A 16,409-nucleotide genomic window follows, 5' to 3' on the forward strand; every position below is an offset into this window, starting at 1 on the left:
GATCATGTTCGGGCGCCGCCGCCGGCACGAGGAGCTACGGGCGAAGTTCCTGACCAACCGGGATCGGGTCCGGTCCTGGTGGGAGGACTGGGAGATCCCCGAGGTCGTGTGGGCCGACGAGTTCAACGACGTCCCCGCACCCTGGATCGTGCTGGAGCAGGACCGGGAGAGCTGGCTCAGGATCCACGCGCCCGTCATGGACACCTACTTCTGGACGTTCCTCGGGCGTCCGCTGACCCCGGGCGTCCGCGAGGTGCGGGTCCGATGGCAGTTCGGGGCGGGGCACCGGTTCGAGGAACTCGACCTGACGATCGTCAGCGTGTGCGACCCCGCGTACCTGGCCGAGAAGCTGACCCTGGCGGTTCACCAGGCCCGGTTGAAGGGCTGGCGGGACGAGGACGCGCAGCCGGTCTACCAGTGGCTGGTCGAGGGCGTCGGCATGACCCCCCTCGACAACGCCGTACGGGGCACCAAGCGGTTGGGATTCGTCCTGATGACGTTCAGCCGTTTCCCTGACACCGACGGCAACGTGATCGTGCGACTGACCGCGGTCGAGACCGATCGCGCGCAGGACGGCTCACCGCTCGACGCCGACGGGGTGTCCATTCCCGAACGGTAGGCGATCGGCGCCGGAGGCGACGGTGCGGATGCGGTACGGCAGTTGCGGCGCGGACAGGGGACGAGCGCGGCGGTCGAGGCGTTCGGGGCGTGCCCTGAGCAGAACCGCTGGCCTCGGAACCGCCGCGGCGGGCAGGCTGCCGGCATGGCGACGGGCTTCGGCGGTGAGGTGGCGACCTACTACGCACGGCATCGGCGCGGCTATCCGCCGGAGGTGCTCGACGCGCTGGCGGCAGTTTTCCGTCTCGGCGGCGACGACACGGTGGTCGACCTCGGCTGCGGCACCGGTCAGTTGAGCCTCCCGCTCGTCGAGCGGGTGCGCGCGGTCGTCGGCGTGGACCCGGAACCGGACATGTTGGCGATCGCCCGGCGTACCGCCCTGGACCGGGGGACCGCCAACGCCATGTGGTTGCTCGGCAGCGATGGCGATGTGCCCGCGTTGTCCCGGCTGCTCGGCAGGGGGAGGGTCGGTGCGCTGACCGTCGCCGTCGCCATCCACTTCATGGACCGCGACACGCTGTTCGAGGCGGCCAGGCCGTTGCTGCGCCCCGGCGGTGGCATCGCCGTCGTCACCAACGGCGAACCCCTGTGGACGCAGGACGCCGAGTGGTCGCGCGCACTGCGCGGATGCCTGGAGCGGATGCTCGGCCACCCGGTCACGGCGAGATGCCAGACCGACGAGGACGGGCGTCGGCGCAACCGGGAGGCGCTCGTGCGTGCCGGCTATCGGTACGAGGAGACGTCGGTGCGGTACGACGCACCGCTCACCGTCGACGACATGGTCGGCGGCGTCTTCTCCGCCATGTCCGCCGAACGGTTGCCTACCCTGCAACAACGCGCGGCGCTCGCCGCCGACGTGCGCGACGCTCTCGGCGGGGTGGACGTGGTGACCGAGCAGGTCATTGTCCGGTTGCAGTGCGGGATCGCAGGCTCATAGCCGATCGCCGGACGGAGTTTCAGCTACGTCACCAGACGGTAGTTGGGAATACCTCTGGTGCGTTCCTCGATGGGTGCGGCAATGGACCGGGCCTCCGCTCCGGCGGGCACCGGAGCCCGGGAGATGTGTATGCCCTCCAGGCAGGTGTCACACCAGAAGGAGGCGTAGCCGTACCCGGCGCCCGGAGGGCCGGTGAACACCATCCGGAGGGTTCGGTGACCGCAGTTCGGGCACTGGTGGTCGGATTCGGCAGGCAGGGCGCCGTAGACGACCTCGTACGCGTCCAGCCAGTCGTCGAATGAAGCCACCAGCTACTCCTCCGGTCTGACCGGGTGGTTTCCCCACCACTGGTCCTCGTGAGCATAGGCACGATCCTCGAATGCGATCGCCTCGTCACGGTTTCGGGGATACGGACGCCCTGCGCGGAGTTCCTCCACGTGGAACCGCTCATGCGCGAGCGTACGGGCGAGGTCCTCCTCGCTGTGGAAGGCGTTCCGGCAGAGCATGACCGACTGGTCAGCCCTGGTCACTCCGTGGATCCCCGACCTGCCTTTGTCGATTACGAACCGGATGTCGGAGACCTCGATGCCGTACTTCGCGGCGATCTGCTGCACCGACTCCGTGGTCATCGGCATGCGTGGTCCGCGCCCTCGGCCGCGCACGCGGTTCAGGTTCGCCGACTCGGGCCCCGCCGCTCGCAAGCGGCTCAGCGCCTCGCGGAGCTTCTCGATCAGGTCGCCGAGGCGGCGCATCTCCGGCATCAGCCGCCGCAGACTCGCCAGCAACCCCCGCAGCAACCGCGCGATCCGCGCCGCCCACGACGCCACGGTCGTCGTCACCTGCTCCACCACCAGCGGCGTCGCCAGCCCGGCCGTGGCGACCAGTTCGGCCGCGTACACGATCAGGCGGGACACGCAGGCGGCGATGGCGTCGCGGACCAGTAGCCGCACGGCCGCGACCAGCCCGGCGGCGCCCTCGGTGATCGCGGCCATCGCCTCGGCGCCCTGCGCCAGCCCGGTGACGGCCTGCTGCTGCTCGGCCGCCCAGCGGCGGTAGCCGGTGGCGGCGGCGCCGGTCCACCCGGCGACCTCGGTGCGCACGGCGTGGGCCAGTTCGGCGGCGTCCTCGCGCAGCGACGCGGCGACGTTGCGCCAGGTCTGCGCGTGCGCGGTGATCTCGGCGGGGTCGCCGGCGAGCCAGTCGAGGGCCTCGCTGAGCGGCTTGACGTGTTCGATGAGCCAGGCGATGCCGTACTGGAGGAGCACCCCGGCCGGGTCGGACACCAGGGCGAGCGCGTCGAGGCCGGCGCTGACGACGCCGAGGCTGCCGTCGATCCAGTTGCCGGTGCGTACGCCCTGGGCGATGAGTTCGATGTCCTCGCAGATCCACACGCCCGCCCAGGCGCTCGGCGCGGTGTCCGAGGCGGCGGCGACCAGCGGGTTCGTGGTCACCGACGCTGTCGTACCCGGTCGAGCAGGTCCGCGGCGTGCGCGTCGGAGGCGCGGTAGCGCTCGGCGCTGGACCGCAGCTTCCCGGCGGTGTCCCGGACCGAGGTGGCGGCGGTGCCGATGCCGTCGGTGAGCGTCCGCTGGAGGCCGTCGAGCAGGACCGGCATGATCGCGCAGAGCTGCCCGTACGCGTCGGCACCGAGCCGGACGTGCCGGCCGGCCTGCCGTGCGGCGTCGATGCTGTCGGCGCAGCGGCTCAGGTGGGCGGCGTGCGCGGTCAGGTCGTCCGGGTCGACCCGGAGGCCGTCACCGGGCGGCATCCGGCGCGTCCGGGTCGGGGCCGAGCCGCCGCTGGTGGGACTCGACGATCGCCCGCGCGGCCGGGTCGTCCGCGCCGAGGGTCGCGGTGGTGGCCTCGGTGAGCCGTCGCAGCAGGTCGGCGCGGGCGTCCCGGGTGACCGCCAGGATCTGCCGGGCGGTGTGTGCGGCGGAGTGCTGCCGGACACGTTCGTCGAGTCGCAGGCCGGTGAGCAGCCCGGACGCGTCGACGGTGACCTCGACCAGGCCGTCGGCGCTGCGCGCGGCGCCGGTCAGTGCCTGTGTGCGGGCGGACAGGTCGCGGGCGCGCGCCGCCCGGGCGGCCAGCGACGACTCCCACTCGTCGAGCCGTCGTGCCGCCGCGTCCAGCGCGGCCTCGTCCGCCCACATGACGACCCTCCCCAGAGGACAACGGTGCCCGACACGGTAGCAACCGGTAGCGCTGCGTGTGGGCCCCGTGACGGCACGGTGATGAGCGCACTCCCCTGTGGAGGGACATCTCGGCGTGCCGGGCGTTGCTAGGGTCTGGTTGACCGTGACGGGGAGGCAACGGGATGACACAGGACGCCGCGCCCGACGACTACGCGCTGCGCGTCTCCGGCTACCGCGAGGAGCTGGCGGCCCTGCGCGCCGGCGTGCACCCCGCCCGCGGCGTGACCGCCGACGGCCACACCGCCGGCGGCGTGACCGCCGAGGCGCTCGGCCGGTCCGCCGACGGCCAGGTCGAGGTGACGGCGGAGGACGGGCGGTTGCGCTCCGTCGAGCTGGCCGCGCCGTTGATGCGGCTGTCCGAGGACGAGCTTGGCCCCCTGGTCGAGCAGGCGGTGAACGACGCGTTGACCGCGTCCCGGGGCAGTCTGGCGAGCAGCGAACCGGTGGCCGACCTGTCCGCGCTGACCCGAAGCCTCGGGGCCGTCCTCGCCGAGAGCGAGGCGGCGATGCGCCGGCTTCACGGCGCGATCGCTGACGCCGTCGCCAAGGCCGGTCCGGCGACCGGGCTCGGCGGGGACGTCCCGGCGAACGGCCCGGCGGATCTCCTGCACCAGGTCATGGACGTGCTGGGCACGGCGACCGGCGGGACGCCGGCCGACGACGGCGGGGACGGGCGGTGGAGTGGATCCGATGACGCCGGGACCGTGCGCGCGGAGGTCGACGGCTCGGCCCGGCTGACCCGGCTGGAGGTCACCCGCCCACCCCGCCGGCTGTCCTCGGCGGAGCTCGGCGAGTCGGTGGTGGTAGCGGTCAACCGCGCGCTGGAGCAGATCCCCCCGGCGGCGGCGCCGCAGGGGCTCGGCTCGGCCGCACTCGACGCGCGGCTGCGCGACTTGCAGGAGGCCGGTGTCCGCCAGATGTCCGCGCTCACCGGCGCGCTGACCGGCGTGATGCAGACCATCCGGGAACCGGGACGATGACCGACGGAGGGGAGCGCTGATGGCCCGCGAGATCGAGATCGATCCTGAATCGATCATCGGGGCGGGTGACGACATCGTCGCCTCGGCGCAGCGCATGCGTGCCGCACTGTCCGCGTTCGACGCCGAGCTGGCGGCCTTCGGCACGCCGTGGGGCAACGACGACCTCGGCTCGCTCATCGGGATGGTCTACGAGACGATCCGCGACCTGGCGCTGGAGAGCTACGACGCGAACCTCGTCGAGATCGAGGACATCGGGAAGCTGAGCCGGGTGATGGGCCTCAACTACCAGGAGACCGAACGCATGATCACCGAGAGCCTCGGCCGCTTCCGTGAGGTGCTCGGCTGACATGGGAATGACCCTGCCCGGAGAGCTGGTGTCCCTTCTCGGCATGCTCGGCTACACCTGGCCCGAGGCCGACGAGACGAAGCTGCTGGAGATGGGCCAGGCGTGGCTCGCCTTCCCGGACCGGCTCCGGACTCCGGTGGCCGACGCCGACCGGTCGGCGCAGCAGATGTGGACCCAGAACCGCGACGACGCCATCGAACGTTTCCAGACGAGCTGGCAGGCCGCCGACTCGGCGAAGACCAACCTGGACGACGGGGCCTCCGCGGCGGCGCTCATCGGGACCGGGCTCATGGTGTGCGCCGGGATCGTCCTCGCGTTGAAGATCAACGTGATCGTGCAGCTGACGCTCCTGGCGATTCAGATCGCGCAGGCAGTCGCCACAGCCGCTGTCACGTTCGGCGCCTCCCTGCTGGAGATCCCGATCTTCAAGCTCATCACCGGTGTCCTCATCGACCAGTTGCTCACCATGGCCACCGAAGCGGTGCTCGGTGGGTAGGCGGGGAAAGGCCGGTCTCTTCACGCCGGTGGAGAAATGGCTCCGGGCCCGGATGCGGCACCGCCGCTACGCGCACATCTTCCGCGGCCACGTGAACACCAACGCCACTCCGCCCCGGGGCACCGGCTTCCACCACCGGTTCATGGGAGAGAACCCGCCGGGTGCCCGGGTCCGGGTCGACGCGGACGGCCGCGAGATGATCCTCGAACGGCACGCCGACGGCACGTACCGGGCGCGCGTCGACGTGCAGGACGACGGCGGTGTCTGGCGCCAGAAGCGCGGTTCGAGCACCTTCTTCCCGGACAACTGGACGCCGCAGCGGGTCGACGAGACGATCGAGGGCGCGTTCCGGTCCGGCGGCCCGCACCCCGACGACCCGAACAAGTGGCAGGGGAGGGCGAACGGGCTGCTCGTCGAGGGCTTCTACAATCCCGGTGGCACGACGTGGTACTCGGCTTGGCCGGTGGGGGGACGCTAGCTGTGGGTGACATCCAGTTCGGGCGCAATCAGAACGGCGCGCCCACCATGACCAGCGGTGACGCGCGTTTCCGCCCCTTCGCCTCCCAGCTCGTCAGCGACATCCAGACGTACGCCCCGGACTGCCTCGAGCTGCTGCAGTGCATCGACGACGTGATGTCCGGGCGATCGGACTACGAGGAGTACGAGGGCAACTCCGCAGTGGTGCGCTGCACGCCGACCGGCGTCAGCGTGGACAGCCTCGGCCCGGTGCCGTCGGGAGCGTCGTACACGGTCGACGAGGCCCGCAGCGTGATCCTCGCCTACTTCGACTTCCTCGCCCCCTCGTCCGAGGAGAAGAAGCGCCACCTCGCCACCTGGGAGCGGGAACACGGCGGCCCGTTCCCCGGGCGGCACCTGCTGCGTCTGCCCGGCTGACGCCGTTCAGCGGGCCAGCCGGGCGATCGCCGCCACGGAACGGTCCACGTCGGCCTCAGTGGTGGTCGCGTTCGACACCGAGATCCGCATCAGCCGCCGTCCCCGCCACGTCGTCCCGCCGGCCCAGCACGTCCCGTCGGCCTGCACCGCCGCGACCACCCGGTCGGTGCGTGCGTCGTCGCCGAACCCGACGAGTACCTGGTTGAGCACCACGTCGTTCACCACCTCGAACCCGGCCGCGGTCAGCCCGTCGGCGAACCGCCGGGCCAGCGCGCAACACCGCTCGACCAGCGCGGCGACGCCGTCGCGGCCCAGCTCCCGCAGGCCCGCCCAGACCGCGAAGCCACGGGCGCGGCGCGAGGACTCCGCGGTCAGCTCCGCGCCCGCCGGCACACCACCGGAACCCACGAGGTACGCGGCCGCGAGCGACATGGCCGCCGCGTGCGCGTCGGGCCGGGCGCAGAACGCGAACGCCGTGTCGTACGGCAGGTTCAGCCACTTGTGGCCGTCGCAGGCCCACGAGTCGGCCGCCTCCAGCCCGTCCACCAGGTGCCGGGTCGACGGGCTGGCCGCCGCCCACAGTCCGAACGCGCCGTCCACGTGCGCCCAGCCGCCGTACCGGTGGGCCAGGTCGCAGGCGCGGCGCAGCTCGTCGCACGCGCCGGTGTTCACGTTGCCCGCCTGAAGGCAGACGATCGTCGGTCCGGGACCGGCGTCGCGCAGCGCCGCTTCCAGGGCGTCCGGGTCGATCGCGCCCTGCGTGCCGGTCGGCACCGGGCGCAGCGCGTCGGTGCCGAGACCGAGCAGGCGCAGCGACCTGTCGACGGTGGCGTGCCGTTCGGCGCCGGCGAACACGCGTACCGCCGGCGCGCCGGACAGGCCGCGCCGTTCCACGTCCCAGCCGGCGTCGGCGAGGACCTGGTGGCGGGCGGCGGCGAGCCCGGCGGTGTTGGCGGCCTGCCCGCCGGTGACGAACCCGACGGACGCGGTCGCCGGGATGCCGAGCAGTTCCTTGAGCCAGGTTCCGGCGGCCGACTCGGCGGCCACCGCGGCGGGCGAGGTGACAGCGTTGAACGCGTTCTGGTCCCACCCGGTGGCCAGCATGTCCGCGGCGGTGGCGGCGGGCGAGGCGCCGCCGATGACGAAGCCGAAGTAGCGCGGCCCGGCGGTGGCGACGAGTCCCGGTTCGGCGGCGGCCACCAGCTCCGCGAGAACCTGCTCGGGCGGGGTGGGCGCATCAGGCAGCGGGCCGGCGAACGCCTCGTTCAGCGCGGCCTGGTCCACGGGTACGCCGACCGGCCGGTCCGGCAGGGACAGCCGGTAGTCGGCCGTGTGGTCGGCGGCGCGCCGGAACAGGTGCCTCAGCTCGTCCATCGCCGCACCCTAGCCGAGGGCGCGTTCCACCGAGCAGCCCTCACGAACGGTCCTGACCGCCGGTCACCGCGAGTGCGGCGTCGAGGCGGTCCAGATGCGCGGTGACCGGCCCGACGGTGAGCAGGCCACTGCCCGCCCCGGCCAGATCACCGGCCGCCGGGGCGAGCACGGACCGGGCCCGGAGCATCGCGTCCCGGTCGTCCAGCGCGACGGCGGCCCGGCCGGTGAGGCACCACAGCGCCTCCATGAGCAGGTCGCGCGGCGGTGCCGGAGTGCGACGCAATGCCCTGGCGGCCTCGTCGCGCCGCCCGTCGGCGAGCAGGAGCAGCGGGCGGGCCCAGGGCGCGTACGGCCCCCAGTCCGTGTCGGTGGGGAGGACGGCGGGCAGGTCGTGCCACACGCGCAGGCAGAGCAGCGCCAGCGGCACCAGTCCGCGTTCCACGCCCGGCATGCCGCAGCCGGCCAGCCCGCTCGCCCACGACAGGTACGCCGCCTCCGCGTCCGGGTATGCGGCACCGGTGGCGGCGGTCCGCAGGGCCCGGTAGCCGCCGGTGAACACGCCGACGAGCGGGCTCTCGTGCCGCGCGGCGAGCCGGTCCGCCGCCTCGGCGTGCGCGTCGGCGGCGGTGACGTCGGCGAGCGCGCTGCGCGCCTGCACCCGGATCAGGTGCCCGAGGATCTCCACTGTGGGCAGGCCGTGCCGGGCGGCGAGCGCGACCAGCTCGGCCCCGATCGCGTCCCGCTCGGCGGCCAGCCCCGCGCGGTGGAACGTCTGCATGTACACGCCGTTGAGCGCCTGGGCCAGCAGCGCCGGGTCGGCCACCCGCCGGGCGATCGCCTCCGCCTCCCGCGCGGCCTCGGCGGGGCGCGGCGACGCCGTACCGCGGGACTCGATCGCGACGGTGGCCAGCAGCCGCGCGCGGGTCGCCTCCGGCGCGTCCGGACCCAGCCCGGCCAGGGCCCGCTCCGCGGCCGCGACGACCCGGGCCGCCTGCGCCGGGTCGTCCGAGCGGGTCCAGATCGCGGGTACGTCGTACCCGCCGATGACCCGCGCGGTGAACTCCGGGTCGCCCAGCTGCTCGGCCGCGGTGATGGCCGCCTCGCGCTGGCCCCGGGCGGCCTCCAGTCCGCCCGGCCCGGTGACCGCGAGGCTGCGCAGCAGCCCGACAGTCGACTCCAGCCGGGCCCGCGCGCCGGGCACCACAGTGCGCTCGTACGCCGCGGCGGTCTCGGCCCAGACCCGCGCCGGGCCGGTCGGTTCGGGTTCGGCCTGGCGCAGCAGGTCGGTCTCCAGCCGTCGCAGCCGCGGCCCGGGGTCCAGGCCGAGCTGGTCGCGCAGCAGTTCCCGGGCGCGGCGCAGCACGGCGAGCGCGTCGGCCTGCCGGCCGGCCCGGTAGAGCGCCGACGCCAGCAGCGCCCACCCGTCCTCCCGCCACGGGTGCGCGGCGACGTGGGCGTCGAGATCGGGTACGGCGTCGGCGGCCCGGTCCAGCGCCAGCAGCGCCTCGGCCCGCCGCTCCACGGCGGTGAGCCGGATCTGGTCGAGCCGGACGCGTTCGGCGTGCGCCCACGGCTGGTCGAAGTCGGCGTACGCGGGCCCGCGCCACCAGCCCAGCGCCTCGTCGAGCCGGTCCAGCGCGGCCCGGGGCAGCGCGTCGGCAGCGGCGGTGACGGCGTCCTCGAACCGCCAGGCGTCGACGGTGTCCGGTTCGGCGCGCAGCGCGTACCCCGGTCCGTCGGTGACCAGCAGCCGGGCCGGCTCGCGTGGCGGACGGTGCGGTTCCAGCCGGCGGCGCAGCGCCGCGACGAACGTGCGGACCGCGCCCACCGCGCCGGCCGGTGGGTCGTCCCACAGGTCGTCGACGATCTGCCCGACCGGCACGGTACGGCCCCGGGCGGCGACCAGCCGCGCCAGCACGGCGCGGTGCCGGGGCCCCTTCAGGTCGACCGGCGCACCCGCGTCGTCCCAGGCCGTCACCGGACCCAGCACACCGAAACCGACAGGCACCGACCCCTCCTCGACCCGGTGGTCACCGTATCGCGCTCATCGGTTGCTCATCGGGCGCCGCCACGCTGGTCAGGTACGACGAGACGAAAGAGGGATCATGATGAGCACCACCATCACGGGATTCGACTACCAGCGCGTTCCGGTCGCCGAGGGTGTGGCGCTGAACGTGGCGGTGGGCGGCACCGGCAGCCCGGTCGTGCTGCTGCACGGCTTCCCGCAGACCCACCTGATGTGGCGGCACGTCGCCGCCGACCTGGCCGCCGAGCACACGGTGATCTGCCCCGACCTGCGCGGCTACGGCGCCAGCGACAAACCGGCCGCGCGCATCGAGGACACGTACAGCAAGCGGACCATGGCCGCCGACGTGGTCGCGGTGGCCCGCGGGCTCGGCCACGAGCGGTTCGCGCTCGCCGGGCACGACCGGGGCGCGCTGGTCGCGGTCCGGGCCGGCCTGGACCACCCGGACGCGGTCACCCACCTGGCGTCGCTGGACGTGCTGCCCACCCTCGACATGTGGGACGTGCTGCACGGCGTGAACGCCTCGGTGGCGTTCCACCTGTACCTGATGGCCCAGCCGCCCGGCCTGCCCGAGCAGATGATCGCGGGCAGCGCCGACGCGTTCTTCGGGCACTTCCTGGACGCCTGGGCCGGTGACCCGGCGGCCATGCCAGCCGACGTGCGCGCCGAGTACCTGCGGGCCTCCCGCGAGGCGGTCGACTCGATCGTCGCCGACTACCGGGCCTCGGCCGGGATCGACGTGACGCACGACCGGGCGGACCGGGACGCCGGGCGGCGGCTGACCATGCCTACCACCGTCATCCAGCAGGACTGGGGCACCGCGCTCGGCTACGACGCGGCGGCGGTGTGGCGGGCCTGGGCCCCGGACCTGGAGCACCGCACCACCACGGCCGGGCACTTCATGGCCGAGGAGGCGCCGGGCGAGATCACCGAGGCGCTGCGCGCGCTGCTGAAGCGCTAGGTACGGCGGTCCGGGCGCGGCTCGCGCCCGGACCGTCCGCCCCCGTAACGCTCAGCCGGCCCGTCTCCGGACGTGCCACAGGCCGAGCGCCGCCAGCAGACCCGCCGCGCCGAGGTGGAGCGCCAACTCGATCCACTGGAACGCCCAGAACCGGCGGTTCGGCTGGTACGCCAGGTCCACGTGCAGGTCGAGCCCGCCGAGGCAGACCGCCGTGTCGCCGAACGTGCCGGTGGCCCCGGTACGCGGCGGCTCCCGGAAACAGGTGTCGAACGCGGCGTCGGAGAGCTGCCGCCCGTCGGCGGTCCGCAGCGGGCCGATGTCGGTGACCCACGCGCCCGGCACGTCCAGCCCGCCGACGACCGGTGAGCCGGTGATGCTGCCCAGGTTCCGGGCCCGGTTCACCGTGTCGGCGGTCATCGGCACGGTGACGCGCTCCGGCGGCAGGTAGTGCGGGCGCAGCAGGTTCGGCACCGCGAGCTGCACCACCACCACGGCCAGGAACACCACCGCCATCGCCGGCAGGGTACGGCGCAGCAGCAGCCCGGCGACCACGCCGAGGACGAGGCCGAACACGGCGTACCCGACCGGCGCGATACCGCGCGCGCCGAACAGCACGGTGCTGAACCGGTCACCGGCTACCCGGTCGACGGGCGTGGCCGCCCAGGTCAGCAGCGCGCCGAGCACCCCGGCGACGAGCGCGGCGGCCACCGAGAGCACTGCGAGCTTGACCGCCAGCCAGCGGCGGCGCGGCACGCTCTGGTTCCACACCAGCCGGTGCGTGCCCTGCTCCAGTTCCCGGGCCACGAGCGGCGCGCCCCAGAACGCGCCGATCAGCGCGGGCACCAGCGCGAACCCGCCGGCGAGGAACAGCATCGTCTGCGCGTACCGGCCGGGCAGCCGGGCCGGATCCGGCACGGCCCGGATGTCCGCGCCGAGGCGCAGCAGGTAGGAGCCGGCCAGCACCAGCAGGACGGCGCCGACGAGCGCCGGGAGGCGGAACTGCCGCAGCGTCAGCCGGATCACCTGGTCACCGCCGGGCGGGCGGCGGCCCGGGACAGGTACGCCAGGACCAGCTCCTCCAGCGTGACCGGCGCGCCGTCGCGTACCGCCGGGCCCCGGACCACGGCGCGGCCGGGCTCGGCCCAGACCACCTCGACCCCGGCGGGCGCGGCGGCGGTCCGGTGGTGCGTGGCGAGCAGGTCCGGGACCGGACCGGCCACCTGCATCCGGGCGGCGCAGAGCACGACCAGGTGGTCGCAGACCTGCGCCACGTCGCCGAGCAGGTGCGAGGAGAGCACCGCGCCGGCGCCGAGTTCCCGCACGAAACCGGCCAGCCCGTGCATGAACTCGCGACGCGCCAGGGGGTCCAGCGCGGCGGCCGGCTCGTCGAGGATCAGCAGCTCGGGACGTTTCGCGGCGGCCAGCGCGAGGGCCAGTTGCGCGCGCTGGCCGCCGGAGAGCCGGCCCGCCTTCTGCGCCGGGTCCAGGCCGACCTCGTCGACGCGCCGCCGGGCCAGCGCCGCGTCCCAGGACGGGTTCAGCCAGGCGCCCATCCGCAGGTGCTCGGCGACGGTGAGGGACGCGTAGACCGGCGTGTCCTGGGCGACGAAACCGACCCGGGCCAGGTGCGCGGCGTCGGCGGCCGGCGGCGAGCCGAGCACCGTCAACGTGCCCGACGTCGGCGCGATCAGCCCGCAGGCCAGTTGCAGCAGCGTGGACTTTCCGGCGCCGTTGGGGCCGACCAGGCCGACCACGTGCCCGCGCGGAACGCTCAGGTCGCAGTCGGCAAGCGCGGTGCGGCGGCCGTACCGCTTGGTCAGCCGCTCGGCGTGCAGGGCGAGTGGTGGATGCATGCGACTCATCCTGGGCACGCCCGGACCGGCGGGCATCGGTCCGGAGCAGGGTCCGGCACTCGGCCGGCCCCTCCTTTCGGCCGGTTCGCGCCGGCCCGCGATCTCCTAGCGTGCTGGGCATGGCTACCGAACGGATCACCCGGGTGGCGGCGACGGCAGGGCTCGCCGTGGTGCTGCTCGCCGCGATCGGCGTCCAGGCGGTCGCGATCGCCGCCAGCTGGGGGCTGCGGTACTGGCTTCCCGGCGGCGCGGCCGCCGTCGTGGTCGGCGTGCTGGCTCTGGTACGCGACAGGCAGCGCGTCGTCGCGGTCACCGCCGGACTCGTCGTCGCCGGGTCTGCCGTCGTCGCGGCCCGGCTGTTCGACCTGCCCACCGAGCCGGGTCCGGCGCTGGCGCTGGCGTCGGCGGTCCTGGTCGGATCGGCGGTACGCGCGCTGCCGCCGCCGCCCGCCGGCCTGATCGCCGCCGGTGGTCTCGCGGTGGCGGCCGGGGCGTGGCCGGCGGCCCGGCCGGGGGCGGGCGGGTCCGGGGTGGTCGCGCTCAACGGGCTGTGCTGGCTCGGCGGGGTCGCCGCCGGGCTCACGCTGCGGCTGCTCGACGAGCGGGCGAAGGTCACCGCCGAGCGGGTACGCCGCGACGAGCGGCTGGAACTGGCCCGGGAACTGCACGACGTGGTGGCCCACCACGTCACCGGCATGGTGGTGCAGGCGCAGGCCGCCCACCTGGTCGGGCGCCGGGATCCGGCGCGCGCCACGGAGTCGCTGGCCGGCATCGAGGCGGCCGGCGGCGAGGCGATGCGGGCCATGCGCCGCCTGGTCGGGCTGCTGCGGGACACCGCTGACGCGCCGCCGGCCTCGGCCGGTACCGAGCAGATCGAGGAACTCGTCGAGCGGTTCCGCCGGCAGGGCCCGCCGGTGCGGCTGCGCCTACCGGGGGAGACGACCTGGCCGCCGGAGGTCACCAGCACCGTGCACCGGATCGTCCGGGAGGCGCTGACGAACGTGGCCCGCCACGCCCCGCACGCCGGCCAGGTCACAGTGGACGTGGCGCAGGAGCCGGACGCGGTGGTGGTCGAGGTGACCGACGACGCGTCCGGGATCCCCGCCGAGCAGCGGGGCGGATACGGCCTGCTCGGCCTGCGCGAGCGCGTCGAGGCCCTGGGCGGGACGCTGCACGCCGGTCCCCGCCCCGGCGCCGGGTGGTCGGTGCGGGCCTCCGTACCGTGCGGGCGGCCGTGATGACGATCCGGGTGCTGCTCGCCGACGACCAGGCGATGGTGCGCGGCGGGCTGCGGCTGATCCTGGAGGACCAGCCGGACATCACAGTGGTCGCCGAGGCGTCCGACGGCGTCGACGCGGTGGCCCAGGCCCGCCGCCTGCGCCCGGACGTGTGCCTGGTGGACATCCGGATGCCGCGCCTCGACGGGCTCCAGGTGACGCGGGCGCTCACCGGTCCCGAGGTGGCCGACCCGCTGCGGGTCGTCGTGGTCACCACGTTCGACCTGGACGAGTACGTCTACGGCGCGCTGCGCGGGGGAGCGGCCGGGTTCCTGCTCAAGGACGCCGGTCCGGCGCTGCTGGTGGAGGCTGTGCGGGCGGCGTACCAGGGTGACGCGCTCGTGTCCCCGTCGGTGACGGTCCGGCTGCTGCGGCACCTGACCCCGCCCGCGCCGCCCCGTGACGAGCGACGTCCGGCGTTGTCCGAGCGGGAGGTCGAGGTGGTACGGGAGATCGCCCGGGGCCGGACCAACCTGGAGATCGGCGCGGAGCTGTTCATCTCGCTGAGCACCGTGAAGAGCCACGTGTCGACGGTGCAGACGAAGCTCGGCCTGCGGAACCGCACCGAGATCGCGGTCTGGGCGTGGGAGCACCGGGTGGTCGACTGAATCATTGGCGGACGCTATACCGTACGTTGTACGTTAGTGCCCTCGTCGACGGAGGGGGCACAGACGTGGAACACGCGATCCTCGCGGAGGGCCTGCGTAAGCGATACTGCGACACGGCCGCGCTCGATGGATTCGACCTGCGGGTACCGCCGGGCACCGTGTGCGGACTGCTCGGGCCCAACGGCGCCGGCAAGACCACAGCCGTCCGCATCCTCGCCACGCTGCTGCGCTTCGACGCCGGGCGGGCAGAGGTCGCCGGCTACGACGTGGCCGGGCAGGCCGACCGGGTACGCCACCGCATCGGCCTGGTCGGCCAGCACCCCGCTGTGGACGAGGCGCTGAGCGGCCGGGAGAACCTGGTCATCTTCGGCCGCCTGTTCCACCTGGACCGGGCCGGAGCGCGACGGCGCGCCGCCGAACTGCTGGACCGGTTCGGGCTCGCCGACGCCGGTGATCGGCCGGTACGCACGTACTCCGGTGGTATGCGCCGCCGCCTCGACCTGGCCGCCGGCATGATCCTCGCGCCGTCGGTGCTGTTCCTCGACGAGCCGACCACGGCGCTGGACCCGCGCGGGCGCAGCGAGGTGTGGGAGGCGGTACGCGACCTGGTGCGCGCCGGAACCACGGTGCTGCTCACCACGCAGTATCTGGACGAGGCCGACCAGCTCGCCGACCGCGTCTGCGTGCTCGACGCCGGGCGGGTGATCGCCGAGGGTACCCCCGACGCGCTCAAGTCCCGCCTCGGCGGCGACCGGATCGACCTGGTCGTCCGCGACGCCGCCGACCTCGCCACCGCCGCCGGGCGGCTGCGCGCCGTCGCCCGCGCCGAACCGGCAGTCGACCCGGATCGCCGGGCGGTCAGCGCCCAGGTCGGCGACCGGGCCGGCGCGCTGACCGAGGTGCTGCGCGCGCTCGACGCCGACGGCGTCGACGTGGCCGACGTGGCGCTGCGGCGACCCACGCTGGACGAGGTGTTCCTCCAGCTCACCGGCGGGCCGTCCGCCGGCCGGACCGGTGTGGAGGTGACCGCGTGACAGCGATCGTGACCCCGGCCCGGCGGGCGTCGCTTACCGGTGACGGCCTGACGCTGACCGGTCGTGCGCTGGCGCACTGGCGGTGTGAGCCCGGCCCGCTGGTCGGTTCCCTGGGCTTCGACATCCTGATGGTGCTGATGTTCGCGTACCTGTTCGGCGGCGCGCTCCAGGTGCCGGGCGGCGGCAGCTACCGCGAGTTCCTGATGCCCGGCATGTTCGCCATGACGATGGTCTTCGGCATCAGCATGACCACCATGGCGGTCTCGGCGGACCTGGAGCGCGGCGTCACCGACCGGCTGCGGTCCATGCCGGTGTCCCGGCTGGCGCCGCTGCTCGGCCGTGCTGTGGCCGACCTGATGTTCGCGGTGGTGACGCTCGCCGTCATGCTGCTCGTCGGCCTGGCCGTCGGCTGGCGGGCGCGCGGCGACCTCGGTGACACGCTCGCCGCGCTCGGGCTGATCCTGCTGCTGCGGTTCGCGCTGGTCTGGGTGGGCGTCTTCCTCGGCCTGACCGTGAAGGGGCAGAGCGCGGTGACAGCGGTGCAGACACTGGAGTTCCCGCTGGGCTTCCTGTCCAGCGCGTTCGTGGCGCCGTCCACCATGCCGGCGTGGCTCGGCGCGGTCGCCGAGTGGAATCCGCTGTCCGCGACCGTCGGCGCCACCCGCGAGCTGTTCGGCAACCCCGGCTGGAGCGGCGACTCGTGGGTGGCCGCGCACCATCCGCTGCTGGCGGTGCTCTGGCCGCTGGTGCTGGTCGCGGTGTTCCTGCCGCTGTCGCTGCGCCGCTACCGGGCGCTGAGCCGCTGAA

At 74.3% G+C, this 16,409-nt stretch carries 20 protein-coding genes; 12 read left to right on the forward strand and 8 right to left on the reverse strand.

What is annotated here, in order from left to right; genetic code table 11:
* The first annotated feature begins 4 nt into the window (after positions 1-4).
* Both NMK34_RS06960 and NMK34_RS06965 read left to right on the forward strand, forming a co-directional pair.
* Positions 5-619, forward strand: coding sequence for a hypothetical protein (locus NMK34_RS06960; RefSeq protein ID WP_128136632.1), 615 nt, complete (start codon positions 5-7; stop codon positions 617-619).
* Between the two features lie 144 nt (positions 620-763).
* Entirely contained in the window at positions 764-1,555 is a 792-nt protein-coding gene (locus NMK34_RS06965) for a class I SAM-dependent methyltransferase (RefSeq protein WP_318332711.1), read from the forward strand.
* 23 nt (positions 1,556-1,578) lie between these two features.
* Here NMK34_RS06965 and NMK34_RS06970 read toward each other — a convergent pair whose 3' ends face one another.
* From NMK34_RS06970 to NMK34_RS06985, 4 genes are read right to left on the reverse strand one after another with little or no spacing between them, the layout of a single operon-like run.
* Complete coding sequence (locus NMK34_RS06970; protein WP_318332712.1) at positions 1,579-1,863, reverse strand: hypothetical protein; 285 nt, start codon at positions 1,861-1,863, stop codon at positions 1,579-1,581.
* A gap of 3 nt (positions 1,864-1,866) precedes the next feature.
* On the reverse strand, positions 1,867-3,006 hold the full coding sequence (locus NMK34_RS06975; protein WP_318332713.1) for a WXG100 family type VII secretion target: 1,140 nt from the start codon (positions 3,004-3,006) through the stop codon (positions 1,867-1,869).
* Positions 3,003-3,323, reverse strand: a complete 321-nt coding sequence (locus tag NMK34_RS06980; protein ID WP_318332714.1) for a type VII secretion target — start codon at positions 3,321-3,323, stop codon at positions 3,003-3,005. The genes NMK34_RS06975 and NMK34_RS06980 overlap by 4 nt, the downstream gene beginning before the upstream one ends.
* Positions 3,310-3,711 carry a YbaB/EbfC family nucleoid-associated protein gene (locus NMK34_RS06985; RefSeq protein WP_318332715.1) on the reverse strand — a complete coding sequence of 134 codons (402 nt, stop codon included), beginning with the start codon at positions 3,709-3,711 and terminating at the stop codon, positions 3,310-3,312. Before NMK34_RS06985 ends, NMK34_RS06980 begins: the two co-directional genes overlap by 14 nt.
* 164 nt (positions 3,712-3,875) lie before the next feature.
* Here NMK34_RS06985 and NMK34_RS06990 point away from each other — a divergent pair, with 164 nt between their 5' ends.
* From NMK34_RS06990 to NMK34_RS07010, 5 genes are read left to right on the forward strand one after another with little or no spacing between them, the layout of a single operon-like run.
* Entirely contained in the window at positions 3,876-4,733 is an 858-nt protein-coding gene (locus tag NMK34_RS06990; RefSeq protein ID WP_318332716.1) for a hypothetical protein, read from the forward strand.
* Between the two features lie 19 nt (positions 4,734-4,752).
* Positions 4,753-5,079 carry a hypothetical protein gene (locus tag NMK34_RS06995; RefSeq protein ID WP_091427010.1) on the forward strand — a complete coding sequence of 109 codons (327 nt, stop codon included), beginning with the start codon at positions 4,753-4,755 and terminating at the stop codon, positions 5,077-5,079.
* Position 5,080: 1 nt separating this feature from the next.
* A complete protein-coding gene (locus NMK34_RS07000) occupies positions 5,081-5,575 on the forward strand; it encodes a hypothetical protein (RefSeq protein ID WP_318332717.1) in 495 nt (164 codons plus the stop codon).
* A 28-nt stretch (positions 5,576-5,603) separates the two neighbouring features.
* The gene (locus tag NMK34_RS07005; RefSeq protein ID WP_139135500.1) at positions 5,604-6,053 is read left to right on the forward strand and encodes an EndoU domain-containing protein; all 450 of its coding nucleotides are present in this window, start codon (positions 5,604-5,606) and stop codon (positions 6,051-6,053) included.
* 2 nt (positions 6,054-6,055) lie between these two features.
* Complete coding sequence (locus NMK34_RS07010) at positions 6,056-6,469, forward strand: hypothetical protein (protein ID WP_318332718.1); 414 nt, start codon at positions 6,056-6,058, stop codon at positions 6,467-6,469.
* 6 nt (positions 6,470-6,475) lie between these two features.
* Here the strand turns inward: NMK34_RS07010 and NMK34_RS07015 are convergent, their stop codons facing one another.
* Complete coding sequence (locus NMK34_RS07015) at positions 6,476-7,843, reverse strand: pyridoxal phosphate-dependent decarboxylase family protein (protein ID WP_318332719.1); 1,368 nt, start codon at positions 7,841-7,843, stop codon at positions 6,476-6,478.
* Between the two features lie 40 nt (positions 7,844-7,883).
* A complete protein-coding gene (locus NMK34_RS07020) occupies positions 7,884-9,851 on the reverse strand; it encodes a BTAD domain-containing putative transcriptional regulator (RefSeq protein WP_318332720.1) in 1,968 nt (655 codons plus the stop codon).
* A 97-nt stretch (positions 9,852-9,948) separates the two neighbouring features.
* Between NMK34_RS07020 and NMK34_RS07025 the strand changes: the two genes are divergently transcribed.
* Positions 9,949-10,830: an alpha/beta hydrolase gene (locus tag NMK34_RS07025; protein ID WP_318332721.1), complete on the forward strand. Its 882-nt coding sequence runs from the start codon at positions 9,949-9,951 to the stop codon at positions 10,828-10,830.
* Between the two features lie 51 nt (positions 10,831-10,881).
* Here NMK34_RS07025 and NMK34_RS07030 read toward each other — a convergent pair whose 3' ends face one another.
* Positions 10,882-11,853 carry an ABC transporter permease subunit gene (locus NMK34_RS07030; RefSeq protein WP_318332722.1) on the reverse strand — a complete coding sequence of 324 codons (972 nt, stop codon included), beginning with the start codon at positions 11,851-11,853 and terminating at the stop codon, positions 10,882-10,884.
* Entirely contained in the window at positions 11,850-12,683 is an 834-nt protein-coding gene (locus tag NMK34_RS07035) for an ABC transporter ATP-binding protein (protein WP_318332723.1), read from the reverse strand. The genes NMK34_RS07030 and NMK34_RS07035 overlap by 4 nt, the downstream gene beginning before the upstream one ends.
* Before the next feature lie 119 nt (positions 12,684-12,802).
* On the opposite strand from NMK34_RS07035, the gene NMK34_RS07040 reads away from it, so the two are divergent.
* From NMK34_RS07040 to NMK34_RS07055, 4 genes are all read left to right on the forward strand, one after another.
* Positions 12,803-13,921 carry a sensor histidine kinase gene (locus tag NMK34_RS07040; RefSeq protein WP_318332724.1) on the forward strand — a complete coding sequence of 373 codons (1,119 nt, stop codon included), beginning with the start codon at positions 12,803-12,805 and terminating at the stop codon, positions 13,919-13,921.
* Positions 13,921-14,568, forward strand: coding sequence for a response regulator transcription factor (locus NMK34_RS07045; RefSeq protein WP_318332725.1), 648 nt, complete (start codon positions 13,921-13,923; stop codon positions 14,566-14,568). The genes NMK34_RS07040 and NMK34_RS07045 overlap by 1 nt, the downstream gene beginning before the upstream one ends.
* A gap of 65 nt (positions 14,569-14,633) precedes the next feature.
* Positions 14,634-15,602, forward strand: a complete 969-nt coding sequence (locus tag NMK34_RS07050; protein ID WP_318332726.1) for an ATP-binding cassette domain-containing protein — start codon at positions 14,634-14,636, stop codon at positions 15,600-15,602.
* The gene (locus NMK34_RS07055) at positions 15,599-16,408 is read left to right on the forward strand and encodes an ABC transporter permease (protein WP_318332727.1); all 810 of its coding nucleotides are present in this window, start codon (positions 15,599-15,601) and stop codon (positions 16,406-16,408) included. Before NMK34_RS07050 ends, NMK34_RS07055 begins: the two co-directional genes overlap by 4 nt.
* The last annotated feature ends 1 nt before the right edge of the window (position 16,409 follow it).

Origin of the sequence: Micromonospora sp. BRA006-A (assembly GCF_033433935.1) — a bacterium.
GTDB classification, from domain to species: domain Bacteria; phylum Actinomycetota; class Actinomycetes; order Mycobacteriales; family Micromonosporaceae; genus Micromonospora; species Micromonospora aurantiaca.